Origin of the sequence: Pseudomonas sp. UC 17F4, assembly GCF_900101695.1 — a bacterium.
In the GTDB taxonomy this organism is placed as follows: Bacteria; Pseudomonadota; Gammaproteobacteria; order Pseudomonadales; family Pseudomonadaceae; genus Aquipseudomonas.
On the sequence record NZ_FNKV01000001.1, the window covers coordinates 1004457 to 1029557 of the forward strand.

Sequence of the window (25101 nt, forward strand, 5' to 3'; positions counted from 1 at the left end):
GATGACGGTCTACAAGGGTGGACAGAGGAACTGGCGTTGTCGCCTGGTTTTGGCCGGCTTTCGGCAGCGCCTGCGCTCTGCCGAAAGTACCGCAGTTTGGCCATTTGCGGCTAGAGGACGACGAAAGTCCCCTGTGCTTTTGCCACCAGTTTGTCGCCCTGGAGTACATCGGCGTCGACCACCAGCGTGCGCCGCCCGGCATGCAGCACCCGGGCGATGCACAGCACGTCACCTTCGCTGACCGCGCGCAGGTAGTTGATCTTGCATTCGAGGGTCACGCTCTGCTGGTCGAAACCATGGGAACTGGAGCAGGCCAGGCCCATGGTGGTGTCGACCAGGCTGAAGATTGCCCCGCCATGCAGCTTGCCGCCGCGGTTGCGCAGGTGCGGCTCCAGGGCCATGGCCACCTCGGCAACGCCGTTTTCCAGGCGTTGCAGACGGCAGCCGAGCAACTGGCTGAAGGCGCTGAAGACGACGTCGTCGGGAACCGTCATCACTTCTTCTTCAGCTGCTTGGCGTTGGCGAACAGCGAGGCCATGGCGTTGTTGGCCGGTGCCGGGGTTTCCTTGGCGCGGGCTGGGGCACTCTGTTGGCGCGGGGCCGAGCCCGGGCGGCTGCCACGGGCGCCGTCGATCTTCTCGCCCGGGGTGTCGCTCATGCGCATCGACAGGCCGACGCGTTTGCGCGGGATGTCGACTTCCATGACCTTGACCTTGACCACGTCGCCGGCCTTGACCGCTTCACGCGGATCCTTGATGAACTTCTCCGACAGCGCCGAGATATGCACCAGGCCATCCTGGTGCACGCCGATGTCGACAAAGGCACCGAAGTTGGTGACGTTGGTCACCACGCCTTCGAGGATCATCCCCAGTTGCAGGTCCTTGAGGTCTTCGACGCCTTCCTGGAACTCGGCGGTCTTGAACTCCGGGCGTGGGTCGCGGCCGGGTTTGTCCAGTTCCTGGAGGATGTCGGTGACCGTCGGCAGGCCGAAGGTTTCGTCGGTGAACTTCTTCGGGTCCAGGCGCTTGAGGAAGCCGCTGTCGCCGATCAGCGAACGGATGTCACGGTCGGTCTCGGCGGCAATGCGTTGCACCAGCGGGTAGGCTTCCGGGTGCACCGCCGAGGCGTCCAGCGGGTTGTCGCCGTTCATGACGCGCAGAAAGCCTGCGGCCTGTTCGAAGGTTTTTTCGCCCAGGCGGCTGACTTTCTTCAGCGCGGCGCGGGTCTTGAAGGCGCCGTTGGCGTCGCGGTGGGCGACGATGTTCTGTGCCAGGGTGCTGTTGAGGCCGGAGATGCGCGCCAGTAGCGCCACCGACGCGGTGTTGACGTCGACGCCGACGGCGTTCACGCAGTCCTCGACCACCGCATCCAGGCCACGGGCCAGCTTCAACTGCGAAACATCGTGCTGGTACTGGCCGACACCGATGGATTTCGGCTCGATCTTCACCAGTTCCGCCAGCGGGTCTTGCAGGCGGCGGGCGATCGACACAGCGCCACGGATCGACACGTCGAGGTCCGGGAACTCCTTGGCCGCCAGCTCCGAGGCCGAGTACACCGAAGCACCGGCTTCGGAGACCATGACCTTGGTCATTTTCAGCGCTGGATATTTTTTGATCAGTTCGGCGGCGAGCTTGTCGGTTTCGCGGCTGGCGGTGCCGTTACCGATGGCGATCAGCTCGACCGAGTGCTTGGCGCACAGCGCGGCGAGCACGGCGATGGTCTGGTCCCACTGGTTTTTTGGTACGTGCGGGTAGACGGTGGCGGTGTCCAGCAGCTTGCCGGTGGCATCGACCACGGCGACCTTGCAACCGGTGCGCAGGCCCGGGTCCAGGCCCAGGGTGGCGCGCGGGCCGGCCGGGGCGGCCAGCAGCAGGTCGTGCAGGTTGTGGGCGAAGACGTTGATCGCCTCGCCTTCGGCGTTGTCGCGCAGCTCGCCGAACAGGTCGGTTTCAAGGTGGCTGTAGAGCTTGACCTTCCAGGTCCAGCGCACCACTTCGGCCAGCCATTTGTCGGCAGGACGGTTCTGATTTTGCAGGCCGAAACGCTCGGCGATCATCATTTCGCACGGGTGCAGGGTGCCCGGCAGTTCTTCGCCGACTTTCAGCGAAGCGGACAGCACGCCTTCGTTGCGGCCGCGGAAAATCGCCAGGGCGCGGTGCGACGGTACGCTCTTGAGCACTTCGTCGTGCTCGAAGTAGTCACGGAACTTCGCCCCTTCCTCTTCCTTGCCGGCCACCAGGCGGGCGCTGAGCACCGCTTCCTGCTTGAGAAAGCTGCGCAGCTTGTCGAGCAGGCTGGCGTCTTCGGCAAAGCGCTCCATGAGGATGTACTTGGCGCCTTCGAGGGCGGCTTTGACATCGGCCACGCCTTTTTCGGCGTCGACGAAACGCGCGGCTTCGGTTTCAGGGCTCAGTTGCGGGTCGCTCAGCAGGCCGTCGGCCAGCTCGCCGAGGCCGGCTTCCAGGGCGATCTGGCCCTTGGTGCGGCGCTTTTGCTTGTACGGCAGGTACAGGTCTTCGAGGCGGGTCTTGGTGTCGGCCAATTTGATTTCACGGGCCAGTTCCGGGGTCAGCTTGCCTTGCTCTTCGATGCTGGCAAGGATGCTGACACGCCGTTCGTCCAGCTCGCGCAAGTAGCGCAGGCGCTCTTCAAGGTGACGCAGCTGGGTGTCATCCAGGCTACCGGTGACTTCTTTCCGGTAACGGGCGATAAAAGGCACGGTCGAACCTTCATCAAGTAGAGCCACGGCCGCTTCGACCTGTTGTGGGCGGACACCGAGTTCCTCGGCGATGCGGCTGTTGATGCTGTCCATAAAACCACCTGACAAATTGTGAATACAAAGGCCGCGGGCGGGCGCTGTAGAGCGCTTGTGGTCAATGCGGCGCTGGCTGAAAGCGGCGCATTATACCCAGCGCGTCCGGCTTGCGGTGATAGCAGCAGGCCAGTTGTCGGCCCGGCAATACTGGCACCCGGGGAAAAATCTGCTAACAATGCACACGGCACGGCCATTGATGGCTAAGCCATAATGCGTGCCGAGATTAGAGGAGCTACCCATGAGCAGCACTGCACAAACCGCCGAAGGCGACAAAATTCTCATCGTCGACGATGACCCGGGCCTGAGCAGCCTGCTGGAACGGTTCTTCACCAGCAAGGGTTATCGCGCCCGTGCAGTACCCAATACCGAACAGATGGACCGCCTGCTGGCCCGCGAGGTTTTCAACCTGGTGGTGCTCGACCTGATGCTGCCCGGCGAAGACGGCCTGACCGCCTGCCGCCGCCTGCGCGCCGCCAACAACCAGATCCCGATCATCATGCTCACCGCCAAGGGCGACGAGCTGAGCCGCATCAAGGGCCTGGAGCTGGGTGCCGACGACTACCTGGCCAAGCCGTTCAACCCCGACGAACTGATGGCCCGGGTCAAGGCCGTGCTGCGCCGCCAGGCCCCGGCAGTACCGGGTGCACCGGGCAGCGAGGACGAAACCGTCACCTTCGGCGACTACGAGCTGTCGCTGGCCACCCGCGAACTCAAGCGCGGCGAAGAAGTGCACATGCTCACCACCGGTGAGTTCGCCGTGCTCAAGGCGCTGGTGATGCACGCCCGCGAGCCGTTGACCCGCGACAAGCTGATGAACCTGGCCCGTGGCCGCGAGTGGGACGCCCTCGAACGCTCCATCGACGTGCAGATCTCGCGCCTGCGCCGGATGATCGAACCCGACCCGTCCAAGCCGCGTTACATCCAGACCGTCTGGGGCGTTGGTTATGTGTTTGTGCCGGATGGTAATGCCAGCAAGTGATATTTCGTTTGCAGGAGTAGCTCACCGCCAGCAGGGCAGGCCTTCGGGGTTGCCCTGTTTTTGCCTGTGCAGCGCTTTGCAAAGCCTGCGAGCCCCGCTCGTTCCCGCATAGTGTGTAGCCGTTGTCGATGAAAACGCCCCTGTGGTTCCCGCAAAGCTTCTTCGCCCGCACCCTCTGGCTGGTGCTGATCGTTGTGCTGTTCTCCAAGGCCCTGACCCTGGTGTACCTGCTGATGAACGAGGACGTGCTGGTCGACCGCCAATACAGCCATGGCGTGGCCCTGACCCTGCGCGCCTACTGGGCTGCCGATGAGTCCGATCGCGACAAGATCGCCGAGGCGGCGGGGCTGATCCGGGTGGTTGGCTCCGGGGTGCCCGAGGGTGAGCAGCACTGGCCGTACAGCGAAATCTACCAGCGCCAGATGCAGGCCGAACTTGGCGCCGACACCGAGGTGCGCCTGCGTGTACATGCGCCGCCGGCCTTGTGGGTACGGGCGCCGAGCCTGGGCGATGGCTGGCTGAAGGTGCCGCTGTATCCGCATCCGCTGCGTGGGCAGAAGATCTGGAGCGTGCTTGGCTGGTTCCTGGCCATCGGCCTGTTGTCGACCGCCTCGGCCTGGATTTTCGTGCGCCAGCTCAACCAGCCGCTCAAGCGTCTGGTGTTCGCCGCCCGGCAATTGGGCCAGGGGCGCAGCGTGCGCTTGCCGATCAGCGATACGCCGAGTGAAATGACCGAGGTGTACCGTGCCTTCAACCAGATGGCCGAGGATGTCGAGCAGGCCGGGCGCGAACGTGAACTGATGCTCGCCGGGGTCTCCCATGACCTGCGCACACCGCTGACGCGCCTGCGCCTGTCGTTGTCGTTGCTGGCCAACGAAAGCGACCTGACCGACGACATGGTCCGCGATATCGAAGACATGGACGCGATTCTCGACCAGTTTTTGGCGTTCATCCGCGATGGTCGCGATGAGCCGGTCGAAGAGGTCGATTTCAGTGAACTGGTGCGTGAGGTGGTGGCGCCGTTCAACCAGCCGGAGGAACAGGTGCGCCTGTGCCTGGAGCCGATCCCGCCGTTCCCGCTGCGCCGGGTGTCGCTCAAGCGCTTGCTCAACAACCTGATCGGCAACGCCCTGTACCACGCCGGCAAGGGCGTTGAAGTGGCGGCCTATGTGTCTGGCGAGAATGGCGCGCCCTACGTGGTATTGAGCGTGCTCGACCGCGGCGCCGGGATCGACCCGGGCGAGCTGGAGGGCATCTTCAACCCGTTCATCCGCGGCGACCGTGCCCGCAGCGGCAAGGGCACCGGGCTGGGCCTGGCGATCGTCAAGCGGATCGCCGCCCAGCACGGTGGCAACGTGCAGTTGCGCAACCGTTCAGGCGGCGGCCTGGAGGCGCGGGTGCGGCTGCCGCTGGGGCTGATGCTGCCGCGCGACGCTGTTTAGCCTTTGCCCTTGGTGCGGGTCAGGTTCGGCCCGCCATTCTTCTCCAGGTGTTCGATGATCATCCCGGCGACGTTCTTGCCGGTGGTGACTTCGATGCCTTCCAGGCCAGGCGAGGAGTTGACCTCCATCACCAGCGGGCCGTGATTGGAGCGCAGGATATCCACACCGGCCACGCTCAGGCCCATGACCTTAGCGGCGCGGATGGCGGTCATGCGCTCTTCCGGGGTGATCTTGATCAGGCTGGCGCTGCCGCCGCGGTGCAGGTTGGAGCGAAACTCACCGGGCTTGGCCTGGCGCTTCATCGAGGCGATGACCTTGTCGCCGACCACGAAACAGCGGATATCGGCGCCTCCGGCTTCCTTGATGTATTCCTGGACCATGATGTTCTGCTTCAGGCCCATGAAGGCTTCGATCACCGACTCGGCCGCCTTGGTGGTTTCGCACAACACCACGCCGATGCCCTGGGTGCCTTCGAGCACCTTGATCACCAGCGGCGCGCCATTGACCATCTGGATCAGGTCGGGGATGTCGTCCGGCGAGTGGGCAAAACCGGTGACCGGCAGGCCGATACCCCGGCGCGACAACAGCTGCAGCGAGCGCAGCTTGTCCCGCGAGCGGGCGATGGCCACCGATTCGTTGAGCGGGAACACCCCCATCATTTCGAACTGGCGCAGCACCGCGCAGCCGTAGAAGGTCACCGAAGCGCCGATTCGTGGGATCACCGCGTCGAAGTTTTCCAGCGGCTTGCCGCGGTAGTGGATCTGCGGTTTATGGCTGGCAATGTTCATATAGGCGCGCAGGGTGTCGATCACAACCACCTCATGGCCTCGTTCGGTACCGGCTTCGACCAGGCGACGAGTGGAATACAGACGCGGGTTTCGCGACAGCACGGCGATCTTCATGCAACACCTGTGGAGGGAGTGATAGTGGCCGGGAATGCCGGCTTGTCCTGAACGTACTTGAGCCCCGGGTTGACCACCAACTGGCCATGGATCAGGGCTTTGGAACCGAGCAACAGGCGATAGCGCATGGCCTTGCGGCAGGCCAGGGTGAATTCCACCTCCCACACCCGGTCACCCAGCGCCAGGGGCGTGCGGATCACGTAGCGGGTCTGGGCCTGGCCGTTGGAGCTCTTGATGGTTTTCATCGTCACCAGCGGCGCCTCGCAGCGCCGGTGACGCAGTTGTACCACCGAACCCAGATGGGCGTTGAAACGCACCCACTGCTCGCCATCGCGCTCGAAGGGTTCGACTTCGGTGGCGTGCAGGCTCGAGGTGCTGGCGCCGGTGTCGATCTTGGCCCGCAGGCCGGCCAGGCCGAGGTCCGGCAGGGCCACCCACTCGCGCAGGCCGATCACGGTCAAATGGTCAAATGTCTTCAAAATGCTCAACCAGCGTAGTAAGTCGTCAGGCACCAGGGCGGGCATGAACGACAGGTCGGTGAACTGTAAGCACGCCGCGTGTTTTTTGCATCCGCCAGATACGGTAGTACAGTTCCCTTTACGAAAATAAGTGGGGAAATGTCATGGCACAAAAGCCGGAAGAGGATGACAAGGTCCGTCTGGATAAATGGCTATGGGCGGCGCGCTTCTACAAGACCCGGGCGCTGGCCAAGGCGGCCATCGAAAGCGGCAAGGTGCATTGCCGGGGCGAGCGCTGCAAGCCGGGCAAGGAGCCGCGGTTGGGCGATGAGTTCGTCCTGCGTACCGGCTTTGACGAGCGTACGGTGGTGGTCAAGGCGCTGTCGGTAGTGCGTCGCGGCGCGCCTGAAGCTCAGGCGCTATACGAGGAAACCGCGCAGAGCATCGCCCGCCGGGAACAGGCTGCGGCGATGCGCAAGGCCGGTGCCCTGGGGGTCAGCACTGATGGCCGGCCCACCAAGAAACAGCGGCGCCAGCTGCATCAGTTGCATGACAGCGCCGGTTAAGCGCGCGGGTTGACCACATTCAGGCGCCCGAGCAGTGGCAGCCGCGCCATGAGCTCGAACAGCGGTGCGCTCAGGCGCATCAGGGCAGCGCTGGCCTTGGCGGCAAACGGGGTATAGCAGCTCCAGCCCAAGGCCAGTACCGCCATCAGCACGCCGCCGATGTAGTCGTCCTGGCCCCAGTGCGCGCCGGCCACCAGGCGCGGCAACATGAACAGCAGCGCCAGGGCCCAGACCAGCAATTGCTGTAGCAGCTTGCGGCTGAACAGACTCATGAACATCGCCCAGATCAGCAGCACCGAGGCGTGATCGCCAGGGAAGCTCTGGCTGGAGCGGTCCTTGAGTTCCCAGCGTGCTTCAAGTTGCGGGTAGAAATCGCTGAGGTGAATGGCATCGCTGAACACCATCGACGGGCTGTTGTGCTGCCAGCCCATGGCGTTCATCCATTTCGAGAACAGCGCGCGGATCACCAGCAGCAGGACCAGGGTAGCGAAGAAGCCGAAGAAGGCCTGGCGCACCTGGCTGGCCTTGAATACCCAGTCGCCACGGATCAGCAGGCTGAGGAGGATCAGGCCGACGACAATATCGAACGGGCGCAGGCTGCCGACGGTCCAGATGTAACGCCAGACGCTATTGTCGGCCAGTGGCCGGTTGAGCAGGTGAAACAGCCATTCGTCGAAAGTCAGGCAGATGATCTGGCCAACAGGCCACAACCAGAAACACAGTAGAGCAACGGGCAAAACCGTGCAGAGAATCAAGGGACCCCAAGCCCACCTTGCTTGGAACAGTGAAGAATTGTCCATAAACTACCTCTTTGCTGCGAACCACGAGTGCACCATTCTGGTGCTCTAGACTGGGCTTTATAGGCCCTTGAAATTATTTTGTCATCATTCAGATAGCCAAAGCCCATGTCCGATTTGCCAGATACCGACTACACACAACGCTTCCTTTTCGACGACCGCGACGTTCGCGGTGAAATGGTCGGGCTGGAGCGCAGCTACGCCGAAGTGCTGGCCAAGCACCCTTATCCGCAGCCTGTGGCACAGCTGCTCGGCGAGCTGATGGCGGCAGCCGCGCTGCTGGTCGGTACGCTGAAGTTCGATGGCCTGCTGATCCTCCAGGCGCAGTCGAGCGGGCCGGTGCCCCTGCTGGCTATCGAGTGCACCAGCGAGCACGAAATTCGTGGCCTGGCCCGTTATGCGGCCGAGCAGATCAAGGATGATGCAACCCTCGCCGATCTGATGCCTGGCGGCCACCTGGTGCTGACCATCATTCCGGTCAACGGCCAGCGCTATCAGGGCACGGTGGAACTGGACGGCAAGGATCTGTCGGAATGCTTCACCAACTATTTCGTCATGTCCCAGCAGGTCAACACCTGCATCACCCTGGCCGCCGACGGCATTCGTGCCCGTGGTCTGCTGGTGCAGCAGCTGCCGGCCGACCGCCAGAAGGACATTGAGGAACGCGAGGAAAGCTGGAACCACGTCAAGGCGCTGGCCAATACCCTGAAGGCTGAGGAATTACTAGGCCTGGACAACGAGACCGTTCTGCATCGCCTGTATCACGAGGATGCCGTGCGCCTGTTCGATATCCAGCCGCTGCATTTTCGCTGCAGCTGCTCCCGTGAGCGCTCCGGCAATGCCCTGGTGAGCCTGGGCAAGCATGACGCGCTGGAGCTGATCAACGAGCATGGCGGCCAGATCGAAGTCGATTGCCAGTTCTGCAATCAGCGCTACCAATTTGATGCCGCCGATATCGAGCAATTGTTCGCCGGTGGCGGTGTAGACACACCGTCAGATACTCGTCACTAAAACGTTTCACCACAGGTAAATCTCCTGTCTAACGCCGGAAACACGCCGTTCTGACAGGAGGGCCCTACTTTTTTTGGGCGTTTCTGGCATAATCCGGCCACTTTTTTCGCTGTAGTAGTTTTCAAAGCTCTACTACAAAACGTTTGGAGCACTCGGCCGCAGGCCGGATGGGGAATCTCATGACGCAAGCCAACAACACCGTCTATACCGACCTGAGCGTCGATGAGCTGGTAAAAGAAGCGCTGAACCGCGGTGAAGGCGAGCTGGCCGATACTGGCGCGCTGGTCGTGAAAACCGGTCACCGTACCGGTCGTTCGCCGGTGGATCGTTTCATCGTCGAAGAGCCGTCCACTCAGGACGCCATCGCCTGGGGCCCGATCAACCGCAAGTTCCCGGCCGACAAGTTCGATGCCCTGTGGGACCGCGTCGAGGCGTTCAACAACGCCCAGGATCACTTCGTTTCCTACGTTCACGTAGGCGCGGCTGCCGATCACTACCTGCCAGTGAAGATGACCACCCAGACTGCCTGGCAGAACCTGTTCGGTCGTTGCCTGTTCATCAATCCTGAACAGTACAACCCTGCTGGCCGTGATCAGTGGCAAGTGCTCAACGTTGCCAACTTCGAGTGCGTGCCTGAGCGTGACGGCACCAATTCCGATGGTTGCGTGATCCTCAACTTCGCCCAGAAGAAAGTCCTGATCGCCGGCATGCGTTACGCCGGTGAAATGAAAAAGGCCATGTTCTCGGTACAGAACTTCCTGCTGCCGGCTGCCGACGTGCTGCCAATGCACTGCGCCGCCAACATCGGCGAAGAGGGCGACGTGACCCTGTTCTTCGGTCTGTCGGGTACCGGCAAGACCACCCTGTCGGCTGACGAAAGCCGCTACCTGATCGGCGACGACGAGCACGGTTGGGGCGAAGGCGTTGTCTTCAACATCGAAGGTGGCTGCTACGCCAAGTGCATCGACTTGTCCGAGAAGAACGAGCCGGTCATCTGGAAAGCCATCAAGCACGGCGCAGTACTGGAAAACGTCGTCATCGACGATGCCAAGCACGCCGACTACACCGATGTCAGCCTGACCCAGAACAGCCGCGCCGCCTACCCGCTGGAGCACGTTGCCAAGCGTTCCGAGAAGAACCTCGGTGGCGAGCCTAACGCGGTCATCTTCCTGACCTGCGACCTGACCGGCGTGCTGCCGCCAGTGTCGATCCTCAACGAAGAACAAGCGGCCTACCACTTCCTGTCCGGCTACACCGCTCTGGTGGGCTCGACCGAAATGGGTTCGGGCAGCGGCATCAAGTCGACCTTCTCCACCTGCTTCGGCGCGCCGTTCTTCCCGCGTCCGGCTGGCGAATACGCAGAGCTGCTGATCAAGCGTATCCGCGGTTTCGGCTCCAAGGTCTACCTGGTCAACACCGGCTGGACCGGCGGTGGCTACGGTGTGGGCAAGCGCTTCAACATCCCGACCACCCGCGCGGTGATCGCAGCGATCCAGAGCGGCGCCCTGATCGGCAGCGAAACCGAGCACCTGGACACCATCAACCTCGACGTGCCACTGGCCGTACCGGGCGTTGAAACCAACCTGCTCAACCCACGCAACACCTGGGCTGACCAGGCTGCTTACGATGAAGCTGCAAAAGCCCTGGCTGGCTTGTTCATCGAAAACTTCAAGAAGTTCGAAGTGTCCGACGCCATCAAGGCTGCTGGCCCACAGCTGTAAGCTGAAGCCTGCGTAAACAAGAAGCCGCCCTCAGGGGCGGCTTTTTGTTTTCCGGCTGTTCAATCATGGCCATTGTTGCCTGGCATGCAGCACCCGGATGATCTCGACGCAGTCTTCCACCACGCGATAGATCATTAAGTAGTTGGGACGAACCACGATTTCATGCGTACCGGGAAATCTTCCCGCTTTGTACATCGTCGGTGAGTATTGCGCTTTCCGGGCTTTGCTTTCAAAAGCCTCGTCCAGCGCGATTGCCGCTTCCGGGTTGTCGGCTGCAATGTGGTCCATGATCAGTTCGCGGTCGCTCAGTGCCATGGCTCGCCACACCAGTCTCATCAATGCGAACGAGCTTTCAGCGCTGCGCGGCGCTCGGCGAACAAGCGGCGAGCTTCATCATCCTCGATTGACGGAGTAGTGTCCTGCAGGCTGGCTTCGACTTGTGCGCTGAACCAGGTTTCGTAGGCCGCCGCTTCATGTGCTGTTTTAAGGGCCTGGGCACGATCAGGTCTTTGATAGGTCTGGAGTGTCTCGGGGTCGTAGCTGGAAGTGTCGACCTTGAAGTAGTCAATGCCTAGCGCCTGGAGATAGCTCACCAGCGTCTCGAGTTTTTTGAACAACCGGACATTGCCACTGCGTTGTGCAGTGAGTATGTGCTCCTGGTCCCTGGCGGAGACTTGAACAGCCCAGCCCCCCGCTTGCGCGACTACATGCGTGGTGTTGATGCAGCCAATCTCGACCATCTTGCTGAGTTCGGCATGGTCCATGTTATGAGTTGGCATGGGTGAATGTCTCTGCTTCATAAGGTCGATCCATGCTATGCAATCTATAGTTGATTGCAACTATAGGGCTTCTGAAGTGTTTGTGGGAAGCTTCGCACTCTTCCACAAGTGTCTCAGGTCCCTCATGTCCGAACTCCCACAACGCCAAGCCTTCCGCCATCTGCACCCGATCCTCAGCCGCTGGCAGGACAGCGACCTCAATGGTCATATCGCCGGTGCCACGGTTTACGCCTACTTCGACACTGCGATCCAGGCCTACCTGCTGCAACAGGCCGGGCTGGATTTGCAGGAAGGCGAGGTGGCCGGGTTCGTGGTCAGTTCGGCGGCGGATTTTTTCGCCTTGCCGGCCTTCCCCGACACCCTTGAAGTCGGCCTGCGGGTGGCACGCCTGGCGGGCAGTTCGGTGGAGTACCAGTTGGCGTTGTTCCGGGTCGAGGACGGGCAGCCTTGCGCGGCCGGCAAGGTGGTGCAGGTGTTCGTCGAGCGCGAGTCAGGGCGGCCGGCGCAGTTGCCGGCCACGCTGCAGGCGGCACTGGAGCGCTTGCAAGGCTGAGACCGCTCAATCGTTGAGGCGGATGATGCCTTCGCGTACGGCAAACAGCACCAGGCCGGGTACATCGTGAATCTGCAGGCGATGCATGATCTGCGAGCGGTGCGCCTCGATAGTCTTCACGCTCAGGCCGAGGCCGTCGGCAATCGAGCGGGTCGACTCGCCGCGGGCAATCAAGCGCAGGATTTCCAGCTGGCGCGCAGTCAACTGCATCGTGGTGCTGCCGTTGGGACGCTTGCGGCTGTGCTTCACCGCCTGGCCAATGACCATCGGCAGCACCGCTGACGACAGGTACTGGCCGCCGTTTTTCAGCGCCTGCAGGGCTTGCTCCAGCTCCAGTACGGTGGCGCTCTTGAGCAGAAACCCGTGAGCACCCAGCTGCAGGCAACGCATGACGAAGTCCAGCTCCGAGCGCGACGAGAGCATCAATACATGGCTTGAGGGCACGCGCAAAAACAGCTCACGCAGGATCTGCTCGCTGTCGAGGGTGTCGGCGGTCATGTCCAGCAGGATGATGTCGGGCTTGAGATTCTCGGCCAGGGCGACAGCGGTCATGCCGTCGCCTGCGTCACCGACTACGGCGTATTGTTTTTTTTGTTCGAGCAGCGCTCGCAGGCCCGCTCGAAAGAGCGGCGAGTCATCGGCAAGTAGTATTCGGCAAAGCATGGGTTCGAGCCTGTTTCGCAAAAGAAGAGGGGCGGCAGGTTTGCTCGGTCCGGATGAGCGCTGCCGCGCGGTGGCGCGATCAGTATCGGGGGCCTGCCGCAGGTCCCGACAGCGCCGGCCATCATAGGCGTTCGAACACCGAGGGCAGGATCGGCCGCAAGGGCAGGTCGAGGCCGTGGATGCTCTCGCTATGCCCGATCAGCAGCAGGCCACCCGGGCGCAGGCAGGCCAGCAGGCGATGAACCACGCGCTGCTTCTCATCCTGACTGAAATAGGTCAGCAAATTGCGCAGAAAAATCACATCGAACAGGCCCAGGTCGGTGGGCAGCGACTGGATCAGGTTGATCGGGCGAAACCGCAGGCGCTCGCGCAGGGACGCCACCATGCGCATGCGCCCGGCCATTTCGCCGACGCCGCACAAGCAGTAGCGTTGCAGCCAGCCTTCGGGAAAGTAACGGGCCTGGGCGACGTCATAGATGCCTTCGCCTGCCTGCTCGAGCAGGTTGCGGCTGACGTCGCTGGCCAGCACGCTCCAGTCGTCGTTCACGGCGTGTTCGCTGGCGACCATGGCCAGGCTGTAGGCTTCTTCGCCAGAGGCGCAGGCAGCGCTCCAGAGCCTTAACGGGCGGGGCATGTCGCGCAGCCACTGGGCGAGGAATTCGAAATGGCGATGTTCGCGGAAGAAGTAGCTGTCGCGGGCAACCAGCAGGTCGAGCACCCGCTGTTGTTCCTGCTGCTGATCAGGCTGTTCGACCAGATGCAGGTACTGTTCGAAGGAGGCCAGTTGCAGGTGCCGCAGGCGCTTTCCCAGGCGCGCTGCCACGGCGGCGCGGCGGTCGGCGGCGAGGAACACGCCGGTGCGCTGGCTGACCAGGGTGCGAAAGCGCAGGAACTGGGCTTCGCTCAGTAACGGAGGGCGGCTGCCGGCAGGCATCTCACACCCCTCGTGCACAGGGCAATCGGGCCGTCTTTGCGTGATAGCTGCGCATTCCCTGCGTCCATTGGCTGATTGGGAACGGCCGATGATAGCTACTGGCTATAACCGCCAGAATCGGGGTTGCCCCTAGGTCACAGGTGGCTGGCAAGCAGAAGGGAATTCAGGGCCTGCCGGGACTGGCCGGAAGATCGGCCTGCAGGGCTTGATCGGTAACGCGCGGGGTGATGCAGCGATCCCTGCCCATGGGGGCAGGGACTAGGAGTTTGGCTTAAGCCCGAAAGGCTTCAGCGGTGACGCCAGTGCTTTTTGTGCTTGCGGTGGCCGTAGTGGTGGCCACGGTCGTAGTAACGACGGTCGTCGTAGCCGCGACGGTAGCGACGGTCATCGCGCTCGTCTTCATCGGCCTTGTTGCCCATGTAGTTACCCAGCGCGCCGCCGGCACCACCGCCTGCGGCCGCACCGATATAGCTACCGGTGGTGCCGCCCATGCTGCGGCCGACCACGTTGCCGCCGGCTGCGCCCAGGGCACCACCGATTGCGGCTTCACCGCGCTGGCGCTTGTCGGCACCGACCGCACTGCCGGCTGCGCCGCCCAGGCCCGCACCGATTGCACCGCCGGTGCTGCCGCCGATCGACTGACCGACCACCGAGCCCAGTACCCCACCCAATGCGCCGCCAATACCGGCTTCGGTGGTGCCACCTGCCGAGGCAACGCCGCTGAGCAGGCCAAGAGACAACAACAGAATCGAGGAGTACTTCATCAAGAAAGCCTCATAGGGATGACGAGGCGATCCTGAGGCTGGGGAGGGGGGCTGGCAAACGAAATCCGACGAGTAACACGAGTTGTACACAATTTTCTAAGTTACTGTTTTCACTGTGAAACTTTATCGTTTTTCGCGTGTCTGAGCTTACTTGGAACGCGGCCCTGACAGTGATGTCAGGGCCTTTTTTGTGCCTGTTTGCCGCCGATTCTGTCAGAGGATCCGGGCGTTGTCGCTGGCAGGTTGCAACTGGATCGCGACGAACTTGGAGGTCGGCGTGTGGCTGCCATCGCCCACGCTCTCCAGCGGTACCAGCGGGTTGACCTCCGGATAGTAGGCCGCCGCCTGGCCAGCCGGAATATCGAAGGCCAGCAGGGTGAAGCCCTTGACCCGCCGCTCGCGACCATCGCTCCACAACGAGACGATATCGGCCTTGTCCCCGGGGTGGAAGCCCAGGCGGACGATGTCGGCCTCATTGGCGAACAGCACGTTGCGCTGGCCCTTGACCCCACGGTAGCGGTCATCCAGGCCATAGATGGTGGTGTTGTACTGATCGTGCGAGCGCATCGACTGCATGATCAGGTCCGGCACCTGGCCGCTGGCGCGCACACGCTCGTGCAGCAGGTCGTCCGGCAGGGCGTTGGCCTTGAAGTTGGCCCGGCCGCTGGCGGTCTTCCATTGCCGCTGGCCGGCGCTGTTACCCAGGTAGAAGCCGCCCGGGTTTTGCAGGCGCTGGTTGAAGTTGTCAAAGCCGGGGATGGTCTGGTCGATCAGGTCGCGGATGCGCCCGTAATCGGCGATCAGCCAGTTCCAGTCCACAGGCTTGGCACCGAGGGTGGCGTTGGCAATCCCGGCGATCACTGCAGGCTCTGAGCGCATTTGCCGCGACAGTGGCTGCAACTGGCCATTGGAGGCGTGGACCATGCTGAACGAGTCTTCCACCGTTACTGCCTGAGGGCCTTGGCCCTGCAGGTCGATATCGGTCCGGCCCAGGCACGGCAGAATCAGCGCCTGCTTGCCATGCAGCAGGTGGCTGCGGTTGAGCTTGGTGCTGATCTGCACGGTCAGCGCGCAGTTGCGCAGGGCCTGGGCGGTGCGTTCGGTGTCCGGGGTGGCTTGGGCGAAGTTGCCGCCCAGGGCAATAAACACCTTGGCCTGGCCGTCGGCCATGGCGCGGATCGCCTCGACGGTGTTGTGGCCATTGTGGCGCGGTACCTTGAAGCCGAAGCGGCGCTCCAGGGCGTCGAGCAGGGCCACCGGCGGCCGTTCGTTGATGCCCATGGTGCGGTCGCCCTGCACGTTGCTGTGGCCACGCACCGGGCACAGGCCGGCACCGGGAACGCCGAGGTTACCGCGCAGCAGCATCAGGTTGGCGATTTCCTGGATGGTCGCCACCGAATGGCGATGCTGGGTGATGCCCATGGCCCAGCACATGATGACCTTCTTGGCCTTGCAGTACATGCGCGCGGCTTGCTTGATCTCGGCCAGGGTCAGGCCCGACTGCGCGGTGATCTGCTCCCAGGAGGTGGCGTCGACCGCGGCCAGGTAGCCCAGTACGTCCTGGGTGTGCTGGTTGAGAAAGTCGTGATCGAAAATTGCCGGGGCACCGCTGGCCTGGGCTTCACGCTCCCACTGCAATAGGAACTTGGCCATGCCGCGCAGCACCGCCATGTCGCCGCCCAGGGCTGGGCGGAAGTAGGCGGTGTTGGTCGGGCGGTCGCCGTTGGTGAGCATCTCCAGCGGGTGCTGCGGGTGCTGGAAACGTTCCAGGCCGCGTTCTTTCAGCGGGTTGACGCAGACCACCTGGGCGCCGCGCTTGACCGCTTCGCGCAGCGGTTCGAGCATGCGCGGATGGTTGGTGCCGGGGTTCTGGCCCCAGACGAAGATCGCGTCGGCATGTTCGAAATCGTCGAAAGTCACCGTGCCTTTACCGACCCCGACACTCTGCCCAAGCGCCACGCCGCTGGCCTCGTGGCACATGTTCGAGCAGTCGGGGAAGTTGTTGGTGCCGTAGGCGCGCACAAACAGTTGGTACAGGTAGGCCGCCTCGTTGCTGGCCCGGCCAGAGGTATAGAACTCGGCCTGGTCCGGGCTTTCGAGCTGTTGCAGGTGTTCGGCGATCAGGGCGAAGGCGCCATCCCAGTCGATTGGTTGGTAGCGGTCGGTGCTGGCGTCGTAGACCATCGGTTCGGTCAGCCGGCCCTGGTATTCGAGCCAGTAGTCGCTCTGGGCCAGCAGCGAAGTGACGCTGTGGCGGGCGAAGAACGCGGCATCGACGCGGCGCTTGGTCGCTTCCCAGTTCACCGCCTTGGCGCCGTTTTCGCAGAACTTGACCATGCCGCTTTCCGGCGAGTCGCCCCAGGCGCAGCCAGGGCAGTCGAAGCCGCCGTTCTGGTTGGTCTTGAGCAGCGCGCGGATGTTCTTCAGGGCATTGTCGCTGCCGATCCAGGCCTGGGCCACGCTGCGCAGCGCGCCCCAGCCGCCAGCGGCGCCGTGGTAGGGTTTGTAGCGGGGCACAGGCTTGTGGTCGGCTTGGTGATGCAGGCTCACGTTCGGTTCTCCCGCACGGGGCTGAACACCCGTGGTGCGCTGTGTTTGGGCAGGTGAATAAGGTTGAGGTTGTGCCGCCGTGCCCACTGCAGGGCCAGGCCGGTAGGCGAGGACAGGCTGACCAGGGTCTGGATGCCGGCGCGCAGCACCTTCTGGATCAACTCCAGGCTGCAGCGGCTGGTGACGATCGCCAGGCCGCCGTCGAGGCTGATGTGCTGGCGCACCAGGGCACCGATCAACTTGTCGAGGGCGTTGTGCCGGCCGATGTCTTCGCGGCCCAGGAGGATCTCGCCCTGGTTGTTCATGAACAGTGCCGCATGCACCGCGCCGCAGTGCTGGCCCAGGGGCTGGAAGGCATCCATGCGCTGGCGCAGGCCGGCCAGCCATTGCGCGGGTGGCAGCGGAGCACCGGGCAGCACGGCAAGGTCGGGCAGCGCCTGCTCCACCGCCTCAACACCGCACAGGCCACAGCCACTGGTGCCGGCCAGTTGCCGGCGCTGGGTCTTGAGGTTCCAGAAGGCGCGGTTGGCAATCTCGACTTCGGCATGCACGGCAGAACCGTTGCCGGTGAACTTGACGTCGTAGATCTCGTTGGCCGAAGCGATGATGCCGCTGCCGATGCTGAAACCGACGATAAAGTCTTCAAGGTCCGTGGGGCTGACCAGCATCACGGCCTGGCTGATGCCGTTATAGGCGATCGCCAGCGCGACTTCCTCGGCCAGTGCGGTATGGGCCTGGCTGTCGTCGTCAAGGTGGCAGTAGTCGTAGGTGTTGCTGGCCGCGGGCGCAGTCACAAGCGGGGTGGACGCCGCACAGGCCGGGGGTTTAGTGCTCATCAGCAGAGGTACCGGCGGCTGTTCAGCTTTAAGCCTAGGCTTGCGCTCGGGTATCGTCTAATCGCTAATGCTGATGCTTTGATAGACGGCGTCGATCAAGCCTCGCCGCGCAGCGCTTGATATTCGCCCAGGCACACCTCGGCCAGGGCCGAGCGCGGCGCCGTGCGACGCATGATCAGGCCCAATGGTGCCAGGGTGCAGGCCTGTTCGATCGGTTGCAGGCGCAGCCGTTCGGTGAGCACTTCCAGCCCTGCCGCCAACGGCATGATCGCGCAGCACAGGCCGCCGCTGACGGCCTGAGCCAACTGATGGACGGCATCGGTCTGCAGCAACAGCTGCGGGGTCAGGCCGCGGCTGTGAAAGTTATGGTCGATCGACTGGCGAAAATGCATGCCGGCGGTGAGCAAGCCCAGCGGCAGTTCGGTCAGCTGTTGCCAGCTTAGGGGCTGCTCGTCGAAGCGGAAATGATCTGGATCATATAAAAGCCCCATGCGCGTCTCGCCCAGCGGCAGCGCCTGGAAGCGTTCGTGGTCGAGCCGGTCGAGGTATGACACGCCCAGGTCCAGCTGGTTGCTGGTCAGCTGTTCGAGGATCTGCTCGGAGCTCAGGGCGCTGAGTTCGAAGCGCAGTTCCGGGTGCTGCTGGTGCATGCGCCGTAACAATGGCAAGGGGTCGAAGCTCGACAACGGCACCACGCCCAGGCGCAGGGTACCGACCAGGTGGCCACGGCAGGCGGCCGCTTCGGCGTTCAGGCCATCGTAGGCGGCGATCACCGAGCGCGCCCAGGCCAGCACCCGCTCGCCCTGGGCGGTGAAACCCTCGAAGCGCTGGCCACGGTTGACCAGGGCCAGGTCCAGCTCTTGCTCCAGGTTGCGCAAGCGCATCGACAGGGTTGGCTGGGTCACGTGGCAGCGGGCGGCGGCCTGGCCGAAGTGGCGGGTTTCATCCAGGGCGATGAGGAATTTGAGTTGTTTGATGTCCATCGTCGCTCCACGGCGCAAAGCAGGCGAAGCATTCTAACCTGTCCTAGACTCCAGGCTCCGAGATTCATCACCAAGGAGAGCGGTATGAGCATTTTCAGTTTCGTCAAAGAAGCAGGCGAGAAACTTATCGACCTGTTGACCCCGGGTAATGCCAATGCCAGCGAGCAGTTGAAGGAGCATGTCTCCAAGGTAGGCTTGGGCAATCCGAACATTCAGACAACTGTCGAGGGCAGCAAGGTGACGGTCACCGGCGAGGTGGCGACCCAGGAAGAGAAGGAAAAAATCCTCCTGGCCCTGGGCAACATTGCAGGTGTGGAGTCGGTGGATGACCAGATCACCGTTACCGGCCCGGTTGTTGCGGCGGCCCGCTTCGTCGTGGTCAAGAAAGGCGACACCCTGAGCGCCATTTCCCTGGCCGTGTACGGCAATGCCAACCAGTACAACAAGATTTTTGAAGCCAACAAGCCGCTGCTCAGCCACCCGGACAAGATCTACCCGGGCCAGACCCTGCGCATCCCCGAGTAATCACAACCCTTCGAGCAACGCCCGGTAGTCTTCCACCGCGGCGAACTCTTCGGTATCCCGCGGCCATTTGCGGCTATCGGGCTGGCGCACCGCAAGCAGGTGCGCCACGCCGAAGTCGCGGGCGCTGCGCAGGATCGACAAGGTGTCATCGATAAACAGGCTGCGTTGCGGGCTGAAGCCGATATCGGCCTGCAGGGCGCTCCAGAACTGCGGGTTCTCCTTGGGGTAGCCGTAGTCATGGGAGCTGATCAGGCGCTCGAAGTAAGGCGCCAGCTCCACCCGCTCCAGTTTCAGCGACAGCGAATCGCGATGGGCGTTGGTGATCAAGATCACCCGCTTGCCGGCCTGTTTGATCGCCTGCAAAAAGGTGTCGGCATCCGGGCGCAGGGCGATCAGGTGGGCGGTCTCAAGCTTCAGCTCGCGCACCGGGAGGTTCAGCTCGCGGCTCCAGAAGTCCAGGCAGTACCAGTTCAGCGAGCCGGCGTGCTGCTCGAACAGCGGCTGCAGCTCGAGCTCGGCCATGGCCCGGCTGATGCCGTGCAGTTCGGCGTAGCGCTGGGGCAGCTGCTCGAGCCAGAAATGGTTGTCGAAGTGCAGGTCGAGCAGGGTGCCGTCCATGTCCAGCAGGACGGTATCGATGGTGGACCAGGCTAAAACGGGCATATGAAATTCTCGAACAGTCATTAGGCAGCGGCCGGGCAAGCCACGGTATAGTAACCCGTTCACGCCAAGGAGCCGCCCCATGCGCCAGAAACCCACCGTCCTCTCTCGCGAGATTGTCGCCAGCAGTCGCCTGTTTCGCGTCGAAGCCGTGCAATTGCGCTTTGCCAACGGCGCCGAGCGCACCTATGAGCGCCTGGTCGGGCGCGGCAACGGCTATGGCGCGGTGATGATCGTGGCGATGCTCGACACCGAGCACGCGGTGCTGGTGGAGGAGTACTGCGGCGGTACCGACGAGTACGAGCTGTCGTTGCCCAAGGGCCTGATCGAACCGGGCGAAGACGTGCTGGCGGCGGCCGACCGAGAGCTCAAGGAAGAAGCAGGTTTCGGTGCCCGGCAACTGGAGCACCTGACCGAGCTTTCGCTGTCACCGGGTTACATGAGCCAGAAGATCCAGGTGGTGCTGGCCACCGACCTCTACGAGGAACGCCTGGAAGGCGATGAGCCCGAGCCGATGCGTGTCGACAAGATCAACCTGCGCGAGCTCTCGGCCCTGGCCCAGCATCCGCAGTTTTCCGAAGGCCGGGCCCTGGCGGCGCTGTACCTGGTGCGCGACTTGCTGAGCCAGCGTGGGGTGTTCCCGCTATGAACGACATTGAACTGATGCAGCACGTGGTGGAGCTGGCTCGCCAGGCGGGCAAGGCCATTTTGCCGTTCTGGCGTGCCGATGTGGCGGTGACGGCCAAGGCCGACGAATCGCCGGTCACCGCCGCCGACCTGGCTGCCCATGACGTCATTGCCGAGGGTTTGCGCGCCCTGGCGCCGCAGATCCCGGTGTTGTCGGAAGAGGACTGCGATATTCCCCTGGGCGAACGGCAAGGCTGGCAGCGCTGGTGGCTGGTCGATCCGCTGGATGGCACCAAGGAATTCATTGCCGGCACTGAAGAATTCACCGTCAACATCGCTCTCATCGAGCAAGGCCAGGTGGTGTTTGGCGTGGTGGCGATTCCCACCAACGGGCGTTGCTATTACGGCGGCAAGGGCTTCGGGGCCTGGCTGGCGGAAGCGGGCGGCGTGCCTAAGGCCATCAGCGTGCGCAACGCGCCGACTGCGGGTGAGCGATTTACCGTGGTTGCCAGCCGCCGGCACTCCAGCCCGCAACAGGAAGCCTTGCTGGCCGGCCTGAGCCAGTCGGTAGGGGAGCTGGAGCTGGCCAATATCGGCAGTTCGCTGAAGTTCTGCTTATTGGCTGAGGGCGTTGCCGATTGCTACCCGCGCCTGGCACCGACCTCGCAGTGGGACACCGCAGCAGCCCAGGGCGTGCTCGAAGGCGCCGGCGGCGAAGTGCTTGGCCTCGATGGCCAGGCCTTCGTCTACCCTGCGCGCGAGTCCTTGCTCAACCCGTTCTTCCTGGCCTTGCCGGCGGCCGCGCCGTGGCGCGACAAGCTGCTGCAACAAGCCCTAGCGGTGTAGCACGTACTGGCCGCTGAATAGCACGGCAGCCTCGCTGCTGCCGGCATTGCTGACCTGGGTATGCAGGTTCAGCCGCGCCCGGCCCCGGCGCTGATAGGTGGCGATGAAACGCTCCCAGACCTTCTCCTCCGGTGCCGCGCAGGTGGCGATGGCTGTGCCGGTGACCGGCAGCGGATAACTGATCTGGCCTTCCTGAATGACGATATGCCCGTCATCGACCCCCGCTTCGCGCAGCCTCAGGTGCAGCCAGCCCCAACCGACCAGCACCGCCGCGCAGTACAGGCTGCCGCCGAACATGGTGCTCTTGTGGTTGACGTTGGCCTCCAGCGGTAGCTGCAGGCGCAGGCAATGTTGCTGCCAGTCGAGCACCTGCAGGCCCATTTGCCGGGTCAGCGGGATGTCGCTGTGCAGTACCGATTCGAGGTAGTGGCTGTCCGTGCTCATGGACGGTTGTCCTCCAGGTCATCGCTGTGATGGTTGTCGCCGAAGCTCAGGCCGTGTTTACGCAGCTTGTCGTGCAGGGTCTTGCGCGGGATGCCGAGGGCCTCGGCCAGGCTGCGTAGTGAACTGTGCGAGCGCGCCAGCTCCGCGGCGATCAGCGAGCGTTCGAATTGCTCGACCTGTTCGCTGAGGTTGCCGCTGCCGATGCTGGCCACGGGACCGTCGGCCGCAGGCGGCAGGTCACCGTCCAGGGCCAGTTCCAGGCCCAGGGCGAAGCGCTCGGCAGCGTTTTGCAGCTCACGGACGTTGCCCGGCCATTCATGGCGCAGCAGCAACGCCCGTTGCGCCGGTTGCAATGCCGGCACTGGCAGGCCGTGGCGCTCGCCGGCGGCGTGGGCAAAGTGCTGGAACAGCACCAGGATGTCTTCGCCGCGCTCGCGCAGCGGCGGAATGCGCAGTGGCGCGACGTTCAGGCGGTAATACAGGTCGGCGCGAAAGCGCCCCTGGTCAGCGGCCTGGCGCAGGTCTTCCTTGGTTGCGGCAATGATGCGGATATCCAGCGGGATCAACTGGTTGCCGCCCAGGCGCTCGACTACACGCTCCTGCAGCAGGCGCAGCAGCTTGACCTGGACATCCAGGCTCATGCTTTCGATTTCATCGAGAAACAACGTGCCGCCGTTGGCGAATTCGAATTTGCCGATGCGACGCTTCTGCGCGCCGGTGAAAGCCCCTGGCTCGTGGCCGAACAGCTCGCTCTCGACCACCGATTCGGCCAGGGCGCCGGCGTTGATGGCCACGAACGGGCCGTCGCGGCGGCTCGACAGGTCGTGCAGGGCGCGGGCCACCACCTCTTTGCCGGCGCCGGTTTCGCCAAGGATCAGCACATCGGCGCGGGTGCCGGCCAATGCGCCAATTTGCTCGCGCAGGCGCAGCATCGGCGCCGAGTGACCGACTAGGCGCGTGCTCAACTCCTGGCGATCGCTCAGGGCCAGGCGCAGGCTGCGGTTGTCCAGCACCAGGCGGCGCAGGGCCAGGGCGCGGCGCACACTGTCGAGCAGGGCATCGCTGGCGAAGGGTTTCTCCAGAAAGTCGTAGGCGCCGGCACGCATGGCCTGCACCGCCAGCGGCACGTCGCCGTGGCCGGTGATCAGCAGCACCGGCAGCTCCGGGTCCTGGGCGTGCAGTTGCTGCAGCAACTCGAGGCCGTCGATGCCAGGCATGCGGATATCGCTGACCACCACGCCCGGCCAGTCGCGCTCGATGCGCCCGGCCAGGCCCTGGGCGTCGCTCAGGGGCAGGATCTTCAGCCCGGCGAGGTCGAGGGTCTGGCTCAGCGCCTGGCGCAGGTGCGGGTCATCGTCGACCAGAATCACCTGCGTGCGGCTGTCGATGAGCGGCTCGGTCGTCATGCCGATGGGTCCTCCGAAGTGGGTAGGGTGGCGCCGGGCTTGGCGATGCGCAGTTGCAGGGTAAGCAGGGCGCCGCCTTCCGGGTGGTTGCCCAGTAGCAGCTCGCCGCCCAGCGCCCGCATCAAGGTATCGCAGATTGCCAGGCCCAGGCCAAGGCCCTGGGTGCGCGTCTTGGTGGTGAAAAACGGCTCGCGGGCGCGGGCCAGGGCCTGGCTGCTGAAGCCCGGACCGTTGTCGCGTATGTACAGGTAGACGTTGCCATCGCGCTGTTCGGCACTGAGCCAGAGTTTGCGCGGGTTGGCTTTTTCGGTCAGCGCGTCGAGGGCGTTGGCCAGCAGGTTGCCGAGCACCTGGCGCAAGCGGGTTTCGCCGGCCTGGACCCACAGGGTTGCCTCTGGCAGGTCGCGCACCAGTTCCACGGCCATTGCCCGCCGACGTTTGGCCAGCAGCGCCAGTGCATCGTCCAGCGCCGGTTGCAGGGCCACGCTTTCCGGGGCGTGGCGGTCGCGGCGGGCGAAGGCGCGCAGATGGGCGATGATCGAGGCCATGCGCCCGGTCAGTTCGCTGATCAGCTTAAGGTTGCTGCGGGCATCGTCGGTACGCTGGTGATCGAGGAGGATCTCGGCGTTCTCGGCGTAGCTGCGGATCGCCGCCAGCGGCTGGTTGAGTTCGTGGCTGATGCTTGCCGACATGGTGCCCAGTACCGACAACTTGCCGGCCTGCACCAGCTCGTCCTGGGCGCGCACCAGTTCTTGCTGGGCCTGTTCGCGCTCCAGCACTTCTTCCTTGAGGCGGCTGTTGAGGCCTTCGAGGTCGGCGGTGCGCTCGATCACGCGCTTTTCCAGTTCCTGGCGGCCGTGGGCTTCAAAGTCGATGCGGTCCATGTAGTGGCGGCGCCGCTGCATGATCAGGCCGAGCAGCAACATCAGCACCAGCAAGGTGGCGCCGCCGATGGCCACCACCGTGCGTACCGAGCGGTCGATCAGCGTGCGCGGGGCGAGGATGCTGACCTGCCAGCCGGTCTCGTCGATGGCCTGGGTCTGGGTCAGCCAGGCCTTGGGGTCGAGGGTCAGCGGCTTGGGTGACTGGGTCGGGTAGGGCTGGATGGCAACGATGGCTTCGCGCTCGGCGTCGCTCAATGGCCGGGTGGCACGGAAGCGCCAGTCGGGGCGCGAGGTCAGGATCACCACGCCATTGTGGTCGGTCAGCAGCAACTGCTCCGGGGTCTTGCCCCAGAGGGTTTCGGTATGGTCCAGATCGACCTTGACCACCAGCGCGCCGATCACCTGATCGCGGTCGCGCACCGCGGCGGCGAAGAAGTAACCACGCTTGGCCGAGGTAGTACCCTGGCCGAAGAAGCGCCCCAGGCGCCCGGCAATGGCTTCGCTGAAATAAGGGCGGAAGGCAAAGTTGCGGCCGATGAAACTGTCGTGCTTGTCCCAGTTGGAGGCCGCCAGGGTGTTGCCGTTGGCGTCCATCAGGTACATGACTTCGGCGCCGGTCTGGGTGGCGATGTCCTTGAGCAGGCGGTTGGCGTTGGTCAGGGTTTCCAGGCGCAGCGGGTCGGCCAGCACTGCGCGCAGGGCCGGCAGGTCGCCGAGGATCTGCGGCAGGGTTTCGTAACGGTGCAGGGTGCCGAGCAGGTTGGCCACGTAGAGGTCGAGGGTCTGGCGGTTCTGTCCGGCCAGTTCGTCCTGGTAGTAGCGCTCGGCGAGGTGCTGCAACGGCCACAGCAAGGGTGCCAGGCACACGGCAAGGATGGCCAGGCTGCGCCAGCGAGGGCGGCGGGGTACGGGTGGAGTTATGTTCATCGCAACTGCGCCAGAATGATCTGGCGCAT

Annotated in this window: 26 protein-coding genes; 9 read left to right on the forward strand and 17 right to left on the reverse strand. The window is 63.7% G+C overall.

The window, feature by feature from the left end:
* Positions 1–110: 110 nt before the first annotated feature.
* Together BLR26_RS04565 and BLR26_RS04570 are read right to left on the reverse strand one after the other, a co-directional pair.
* Positions 111–494, reverse strand: a complete 384-nt coding sequence (locus tag BLR26_RS04565) for a PaaI family thioesterase (RefSeq protein WP_045201161.1) — start codon at positions 492–494, stop codon at positions 111–113.
* Complete coding sequence (locus tag BLR26_RS04570; RefSeq protein WP_093378382.1) at positions 494–2812, reverse strand: Tex family protein; 2319 nt, start codon at positions 2810–2812, stop codon at positions 494–496. The genes BLR26_RS04565 and BLR26_RS04570 overlap by 1 nt, the downstream gene beginning before the upstream one ends.
* 241 nt (positions 2813–3053) lie before the next feature.
* Between BLR26_RS04570 and ompR the strand changes: the two genes are divergently transcribed.
* On the forward strand, positions 3054–3794 hold the full coding sequence (gene ompR, locus BLR26_RS04575; RefSeq protein WP_045201163.1) for an osmolarity response regulator transcription factor OmpR: 741 nt from the start codon (positions 3054–3056) through the stop codon (positions 3792–3794).
* Positions 3795–3922: 128 nt separating this feature from the next.
* The gene (locus BLR26_RS04580; RefSeq protein WP_038998193.1) at positions 3923–5236 is read left to right on the forward strand and encodes an ATP-binding protein; all 1314 of its coding nucleotides are present in this window, start codon (positions 3923–3925) and stop codon (positions 5234–5236) included.
* Here the strand turns inward: BLR26_RS04580 and rimK are convergent.
* Positions 5233–6138 carry a 30S ribosomal protein S6--L-glutamate ligase gene (rimK, locus tag BLR26_RS04585; RefSeq protein WP_010221234.1) on the reverse strand — a complete coding sequence of 302 codons (906 nt, stop codon included), beginning with the start codon at positions 6136–6138 and terminating at the stop codon, positions 5233–5235. The genes BLR26_RS04580 and rimK overlap by 4 nt on opposite strands.
* A complete protein-coding gene (locus BLR26_RS04590) occupies positions 6135–6551 on the reverse strand; it encodes a retropepsin-like aspartic endopeptidase RimB (RefSeq protein ID WP_371128664.1) in 417 nt (138 codons plus the stop codon). Before BLR26_RS04590 ends, rimK begins: the two co-directional genes overlap by 4 nt.
* 209 nt (positions 6552–6760) lie before the next feature.
* On the opposite strand from BLR26_RS04590, the gene BLR26_RS04595 reads away from it, so the two are divergent.
* Positions 6761–7162: an RNA-binding S4 domain-containing protein gene (locus tag BLR26_RS04595; protein WP_038998195.1), complete on the forward strand. Its 402-nt coding sequence runs from the start codon at positions 6761–6763 to the stop codon at positions 7160–7162.
* On the opposite strand, the gene BLR26_RS04600 is transcribed toward BLR26_RS04595, so the two are convergent.
* Positions 7159–7962, reverse strand: coding sequence for a phosphatase PAP2 family protein (locus BLR26_RS04600; RefSeq protein ID WP_093378385.1), 804 nt, complete (start codon positions 7960–7962; stop codon positions 7159–7161). The two genes, BLR26_RS04595 and BLR26_RS04600, sit on opposite strands and share 4 nt — an antisense overlap.
* Positions 7963–8067: 105 nt before the next feature.
* Between BLR26_RS04600 and hslO the strand changes: the two genes are divergently transcribed.
* Positions 8068–8970: an Hsp33 family molecular chaperone HslO gene (hslO, locus tag BLR26_RS04605; protein WP_045201165.1), complete on the forward strand. Its 903-nt coding sequence runs from the start codon at positions 8068–8070 to the stop codon at positions 8968–8970.
* 179 nt (positions 8971–9149) lie between these two features.
* Complete coding sequence (locus tag BLR26_RS04610) at positions 9150–10691, forward strand: phosphoenolpyruvate carboxykinase (protein WP_093378388.1); 1542 nt, start codon at positions 9150–9152, stop codon at positions 10689–10691.
* 63 nt (positions 10692–10754) lie between these two features.
* On the opposite strand, the gene BLR26_RS04615 is transcribed toward BLR26_RS04610, so the two are convergent.
* Both BLR26_RS04615 and BLR26_RS04620 read right to left on the reverse strand, forming a co-directional pair.
* Positions 10755–11027, reverse strand: a complete 273-nt coding sequence (locus BLR26_RS04615) for a type II toxin-antitoxin system RelE/ParE family toxin (RefSeq protein WP_093378391.1) — start codon at positions 11025–11027, stop codon at positions 10755–10757.
* On the reverse strand, positions 11027–11491 hold the full coding sequence (locus tag BLR26_RS04620; protein WP_230090912.1) for a hypothetical protein: 465 nt from the start codon (positions 11489–11491) through the stop codon (positions 11027–11029). Before BLR26_RS04620 ends, BLR26_RS04615 begins: the two co-directional genes overlap by 1 nt.
* Positions 11492–11594: 103 nt before the next feature.
* Between BLR26_RS04620 and BLR26_RS04625 the strand changes: the two genes are divergently transcribed.
* Positions 11595–12023 carry an acyl-CoA thioesterase gene (locus BLR26_RS04625; RefSeq protein WP_093378395.1) on the forward strand — a complete coding sequence of 143 codons (429 nt, stop codon included), beginning with the start codon at positions 11595–11597 and terminating at the stop codon, positions 12021–12023.
* A 6-nt stretch (positions 12024–12029) separates the two neighbouring features.
* Here the strand turns inward: BLR26_RS04625 and BLR26_RS04630 are convergent, their stop codons facing one another.
* The 6 genes from BLR26_RS04630 to BLR26_RS04655 all read right to left on the reverse strand — a co-directional run bounded on the left by BLR26_RS04630 (position 12030) and on the right by BLR26_RS04655 (position 18753).
* A complete protein-coding gene (locus BLR26_RS04630) occupies positions 12030–12686 on the reverse strand; it encodes a response regulator (RefSeq protein ID WP_093378398.1) in 657 nt (218 codons plus the stop codon).
* Between the two features lie 121 nt (positions 12687–12807).
* On the reverse strand, positions 12808–13620 hold the full coding sequence (locus tag BLR26_RS04635) for a CheR family methyltransferase (RefSeq protein ID WP_093378402.1): 813 nt from the start codon (positions 13618–13620) through the stop codon (positions 12808–12810).
* Positions 13621–13907: 287 nt separating this feature from the next.
* A complete protein-coding gene (locus BLR26_RS04640) occupies positions 13908–14387 on the reverse strand; it encodes a glycine zipper domain-containing protein (protein WP_176794206.1) in 480 nt (159 codons plus the stop codon).
* A 210-nt stretch (positions 14388–14597) separates the two neighbouring features.
* Positions 14598–16934: an FdhF/YdeP family oxidoreductase gene (locus tag BLR26_RS04645; RefSeq protein WP_093378405.1), complete on the reverse strand. Its 2337-nt coding sequence runs from the start codon at positions 16932–16934 to the stop codon at positions 14598–14600.
* Complete coding sequence (gene fdhD / locus BLR26_RS04650) at positions 16931–17770, reverse strand: formate dehydrogenase accessory sulfurtransferase FdhD (protein ID WP_045201171.1); 840 nt, start codon at positions 17768–17770, stop codon at positions 16931–16933. The genes BLR26_RS04645 and fdhD overlap by 4 nt, the downstream gene beginning before the upstream one ends.
* A gap of 95 nt (positions 17771–17865) precedes the next feature.
* Positions 17866–18753: a LysR family transcriptional regulator gene (locus BLR26_RS04655; RefSeq protein ID WP_045201172.1), complete on the reverse strand. Its 888-nt coding sequence runs from the start codon at positions 18751–18753 to the stop codon at positions 17866–17868.
* A gap of 84 nt (positions 18754–18837) precedes the next feature.
* Here BLR26_RS04655 and lysM point away from each other — a divergent pair, with 84 nt between their 5' ends.
* Complete coding sequence (gene lysM, locus BLR26_RS04660; RefSeq protein ID WP_093378408.1) at positions 18838–19278, forward strand: peptidoglycan-binding protein LysM; 441 nt, start codon at positions 18838–18840, stop codon at positions 19276–19278.
* Here the strand turns inward: lysM and yrfG are convergent, their stop codons facing one another.
* Positions 19279–19941: a GMP/IMP nucleotidase gene (gene yrfG / locus BLR26_RS04665; RefSeq protein ID WP_093378411.1), complete on the reverse strand. Its 663-nt coding sequence runs from the start codon at positions 19939–19941 to the stop codon at positions 19279–19281.
* A gap of 79 nt (positions 19942–20020) precedes the next feature.
* Between yrfG and nudE the strand changes: the two genes are divergently transcribed.
* Positions 20021–20587: an ADP compounds hydrolase NudE gene (nudE, locus tag BLR26_RS04670; protein WP_093378415.1), complete on the forward strand. Its 567-nt coding sequence runs from the start codon at positions 20021–20023 to the stop codon at positions 20585–20587.
* Positions 20584–21411, forward strand: a complete 828-nt coding sequence (cysQ, locus tag BLR26_RS04675; RefSeq protein WP_093378418.1) for a 3'(2'),5'-bisphosphate nucleotidase CysQ — start codon at positions 20584–20586, stop codon at positions 21409–21411. The genes nudE and cysQ overlap by 4 nt, the downstream gene beginning before the upstream one ends.
* On the opposite strand, the gene BLR26_RS04680 is transcribed toward cysQ, so the two are convergent.
* Genes BLR26_RS04680 through BLR26_RS04690 form a run of 3 tightly spaced genes read right to left on the reverse strand, consistent with a single transcriptional unit; the run spans position 21400 to position 25072 of the window.
* Positions 21400–21855, reverse strand: coding sequence for a YiiD C-terminal domain-containing protein (locus BLR26_RS04680; RefSeq protein ID WP_093378422.1), 456 nt, complete (start codon positions 21853–21855; stop codon positions 21400–21402). The two genes, cysQ and BLR26_RS04680, sit on opposite strands and share 12 nt — an antisense overlap.
* Entirely contained in the window at positions 21852–23261 is a 1410-nt protein-coding gene (locus BLR26_RS04685; protein ID WP_093378425.1) for a sigma-54-dependent transcriptional regulator, read from the reverse strand. The genes BLR26_RS04680 and BLR26_RS04685 overlap by 4 nt, the downstream gene beginning before the upstream one ends.
* Positions 23258–25072, reverse strand: a complete 1815-nt coding sequence (locus tag BLR26_RS04690) for a sensor histidine kinase (RefSeq protein WP_045201178.1) — start codon at positions 25070–25072, stop codon at positions 23258–23260. The genes BLR26_RS04685 and BLR26_RS04690 overlap by 4 nt, the downstream gene beginning before the upstream one ends.
* Positions 25073–25101: the final 29 nt, after the last annotated feature.

Bases quoted from the DNA above. Each gene is read 5' to 3' on its own strand.
- nudE (WP_093378415.1), top strand. From the start codon at position 20,021: ATGCGCCAGAAACCCACCGTCCTCTCTCGCGAGATTGTCGCCAGCAGT.
- fdhD (WP_045201171.1), bottom strand. From the start codon at position 17,770: ATGAGCACTAAACCCCCGGCCTGTGCGGCGTCCACCCCGCTTGTGACT.
- BLR26_RS04690 (WP_045201178.1), bottom strand. From the start codon at position 25,072: ATGAACATAACTCCACCCGTACCCCGCCGCCCTCGCTGGCGCAGCCTG.
- BLR26_RS04680 (WP_093378422.1), bottom strand. From the start codon at position 21,855: ATGAGCACGGACAGCCACTACCTCGAATCGGTACTGCACAGCGACATC.
- BLR26_RS04625 (WP_093378395.1), top strand. From the start codon at position 11,595: ATGTCCGAACTCCCACAACGCCAAGCCTTCCGCCATCTGCACCCGATC.
- BLR26_RS04635 (WP_093378402.1), bottom strand. From the start codon at position 13,620: ATGCCTGCCGGCAGCCGCCCTCCGTTACTGAGCGAAGCCCAGTTCCTG.
- BLR26_RS04655 (WP_045201172.1), bottom strand. From the start codon at position 18,753: ATGGACATCAAACAACTCAAATTCCTCATCGCCCTGGATGAAACCCGC.
- BLR26_RS04630 (WP_093378398.1), bottom strand. From the start codon at position 12,686: ATGCTTTGCCGAATACTACTTGCCGATGACTCGCCGCTCTTTCGAGCG.
- hslO (WP_045201165.1), top strand. From the start codon at position 8,068: ATGTCCGATTTGCCAGATACCGACTACACACAACGCTTCCTTTTCGAC.
- BLR26_RS04620 (WP_230090912.1), bottom strand. From the start codon at position 11,491: ATGAAGCAGAGACATTCACCCATGCCAACTCATAACATGGACCATGCC.
- yrfG (WP_093378411.1), bottom strand. From the start codon at position 19,941: ATGCCCGTTTTAGCCTGGTCCACCATCGATACCGTCCTGCTGGACATG.
- BLR26_RS04600 (WP_093378385.1), bottom strand. From the start codon at position 7,962: ATGGACAATTCTTCACTGTTCCAAGCAAGGTGGGCTTGGGGTCCCTTG.
- ompR (WP_045201163.1), top strand. From the start codon at position 3,054: ATGAGCAGCACTGCACAAACCGCCGAAGGCGACAAAATTCTCATCGTC.
- BLR26_RS04580 (WP_038998193.1), top strand. From the start codon at position 3,923: ATGAAAACGCCCCTGTGGTTCCCGCAAAGCTTCTTCGCCCGCACCCTC.
- BLR26_RS04685 (WP_093378425.1), bottom strand. From the start codon at position 23,261: ATGACGACCGAGCCGCTCATCGACAGCCGCACGCAGGTGATTCTGGTC.
- lysM (WP_093378408.1), top strand. From the start codon at position 18,838: ATGAGCATTTTCAGTTTCGTCAAAGAAGCAGGCGAGAAACTTATCGAC.
- rimK (WP_010221234.1), bottom strand. From the start codon at position 6,138: ATGAAGATCGCCGTGCTGTCGCGAAACCCGCGTCTGTATTCCACTCGT.
- BLR26_RS04565 (WP_045201161.1), bottom strand. From the start codon at position 494: ATGACGGTTCCCGACGACGTCGTCTTCAGCGCCTTCAGCCAGTTGCTC.
- cysQ (WP_093378418.1), top strand. From the start codon at position 20,584: ATGAACGACATTGAACTGATGCAGCACGTGGTGGAGCTGGCTCGCCAG.
- BLR26_RS04570 (WP_093378382.1), bottom strand. From the start codon at position 2,812: ATGGACAGCATCAACAGCCGCATCGCCGAGGAACTCGGTGTCCGCCCA.
- BLR26_RS04615 (WP_093378391.1), bottom strand. From the start codon at position 11,027: ATGAGACTGGTGTGGCGAGCCATGGCACTGAGCGACCGCGAACTGATC.
- BLR26_RS04595 (WP_038998195.1), top strand. From the start codon at position 6,761: ATGGCACAAAAGCCGGAAGAGGATGACAAGGTCCGTCTGGATAAATGG.
- BLR26_RS04610 (WP_093378388.1), top strand. From the start codon at position 9,150: ATGACGCAAGCCAACAACACCGTCTATACCGACCTGAGCGTCGATGAG.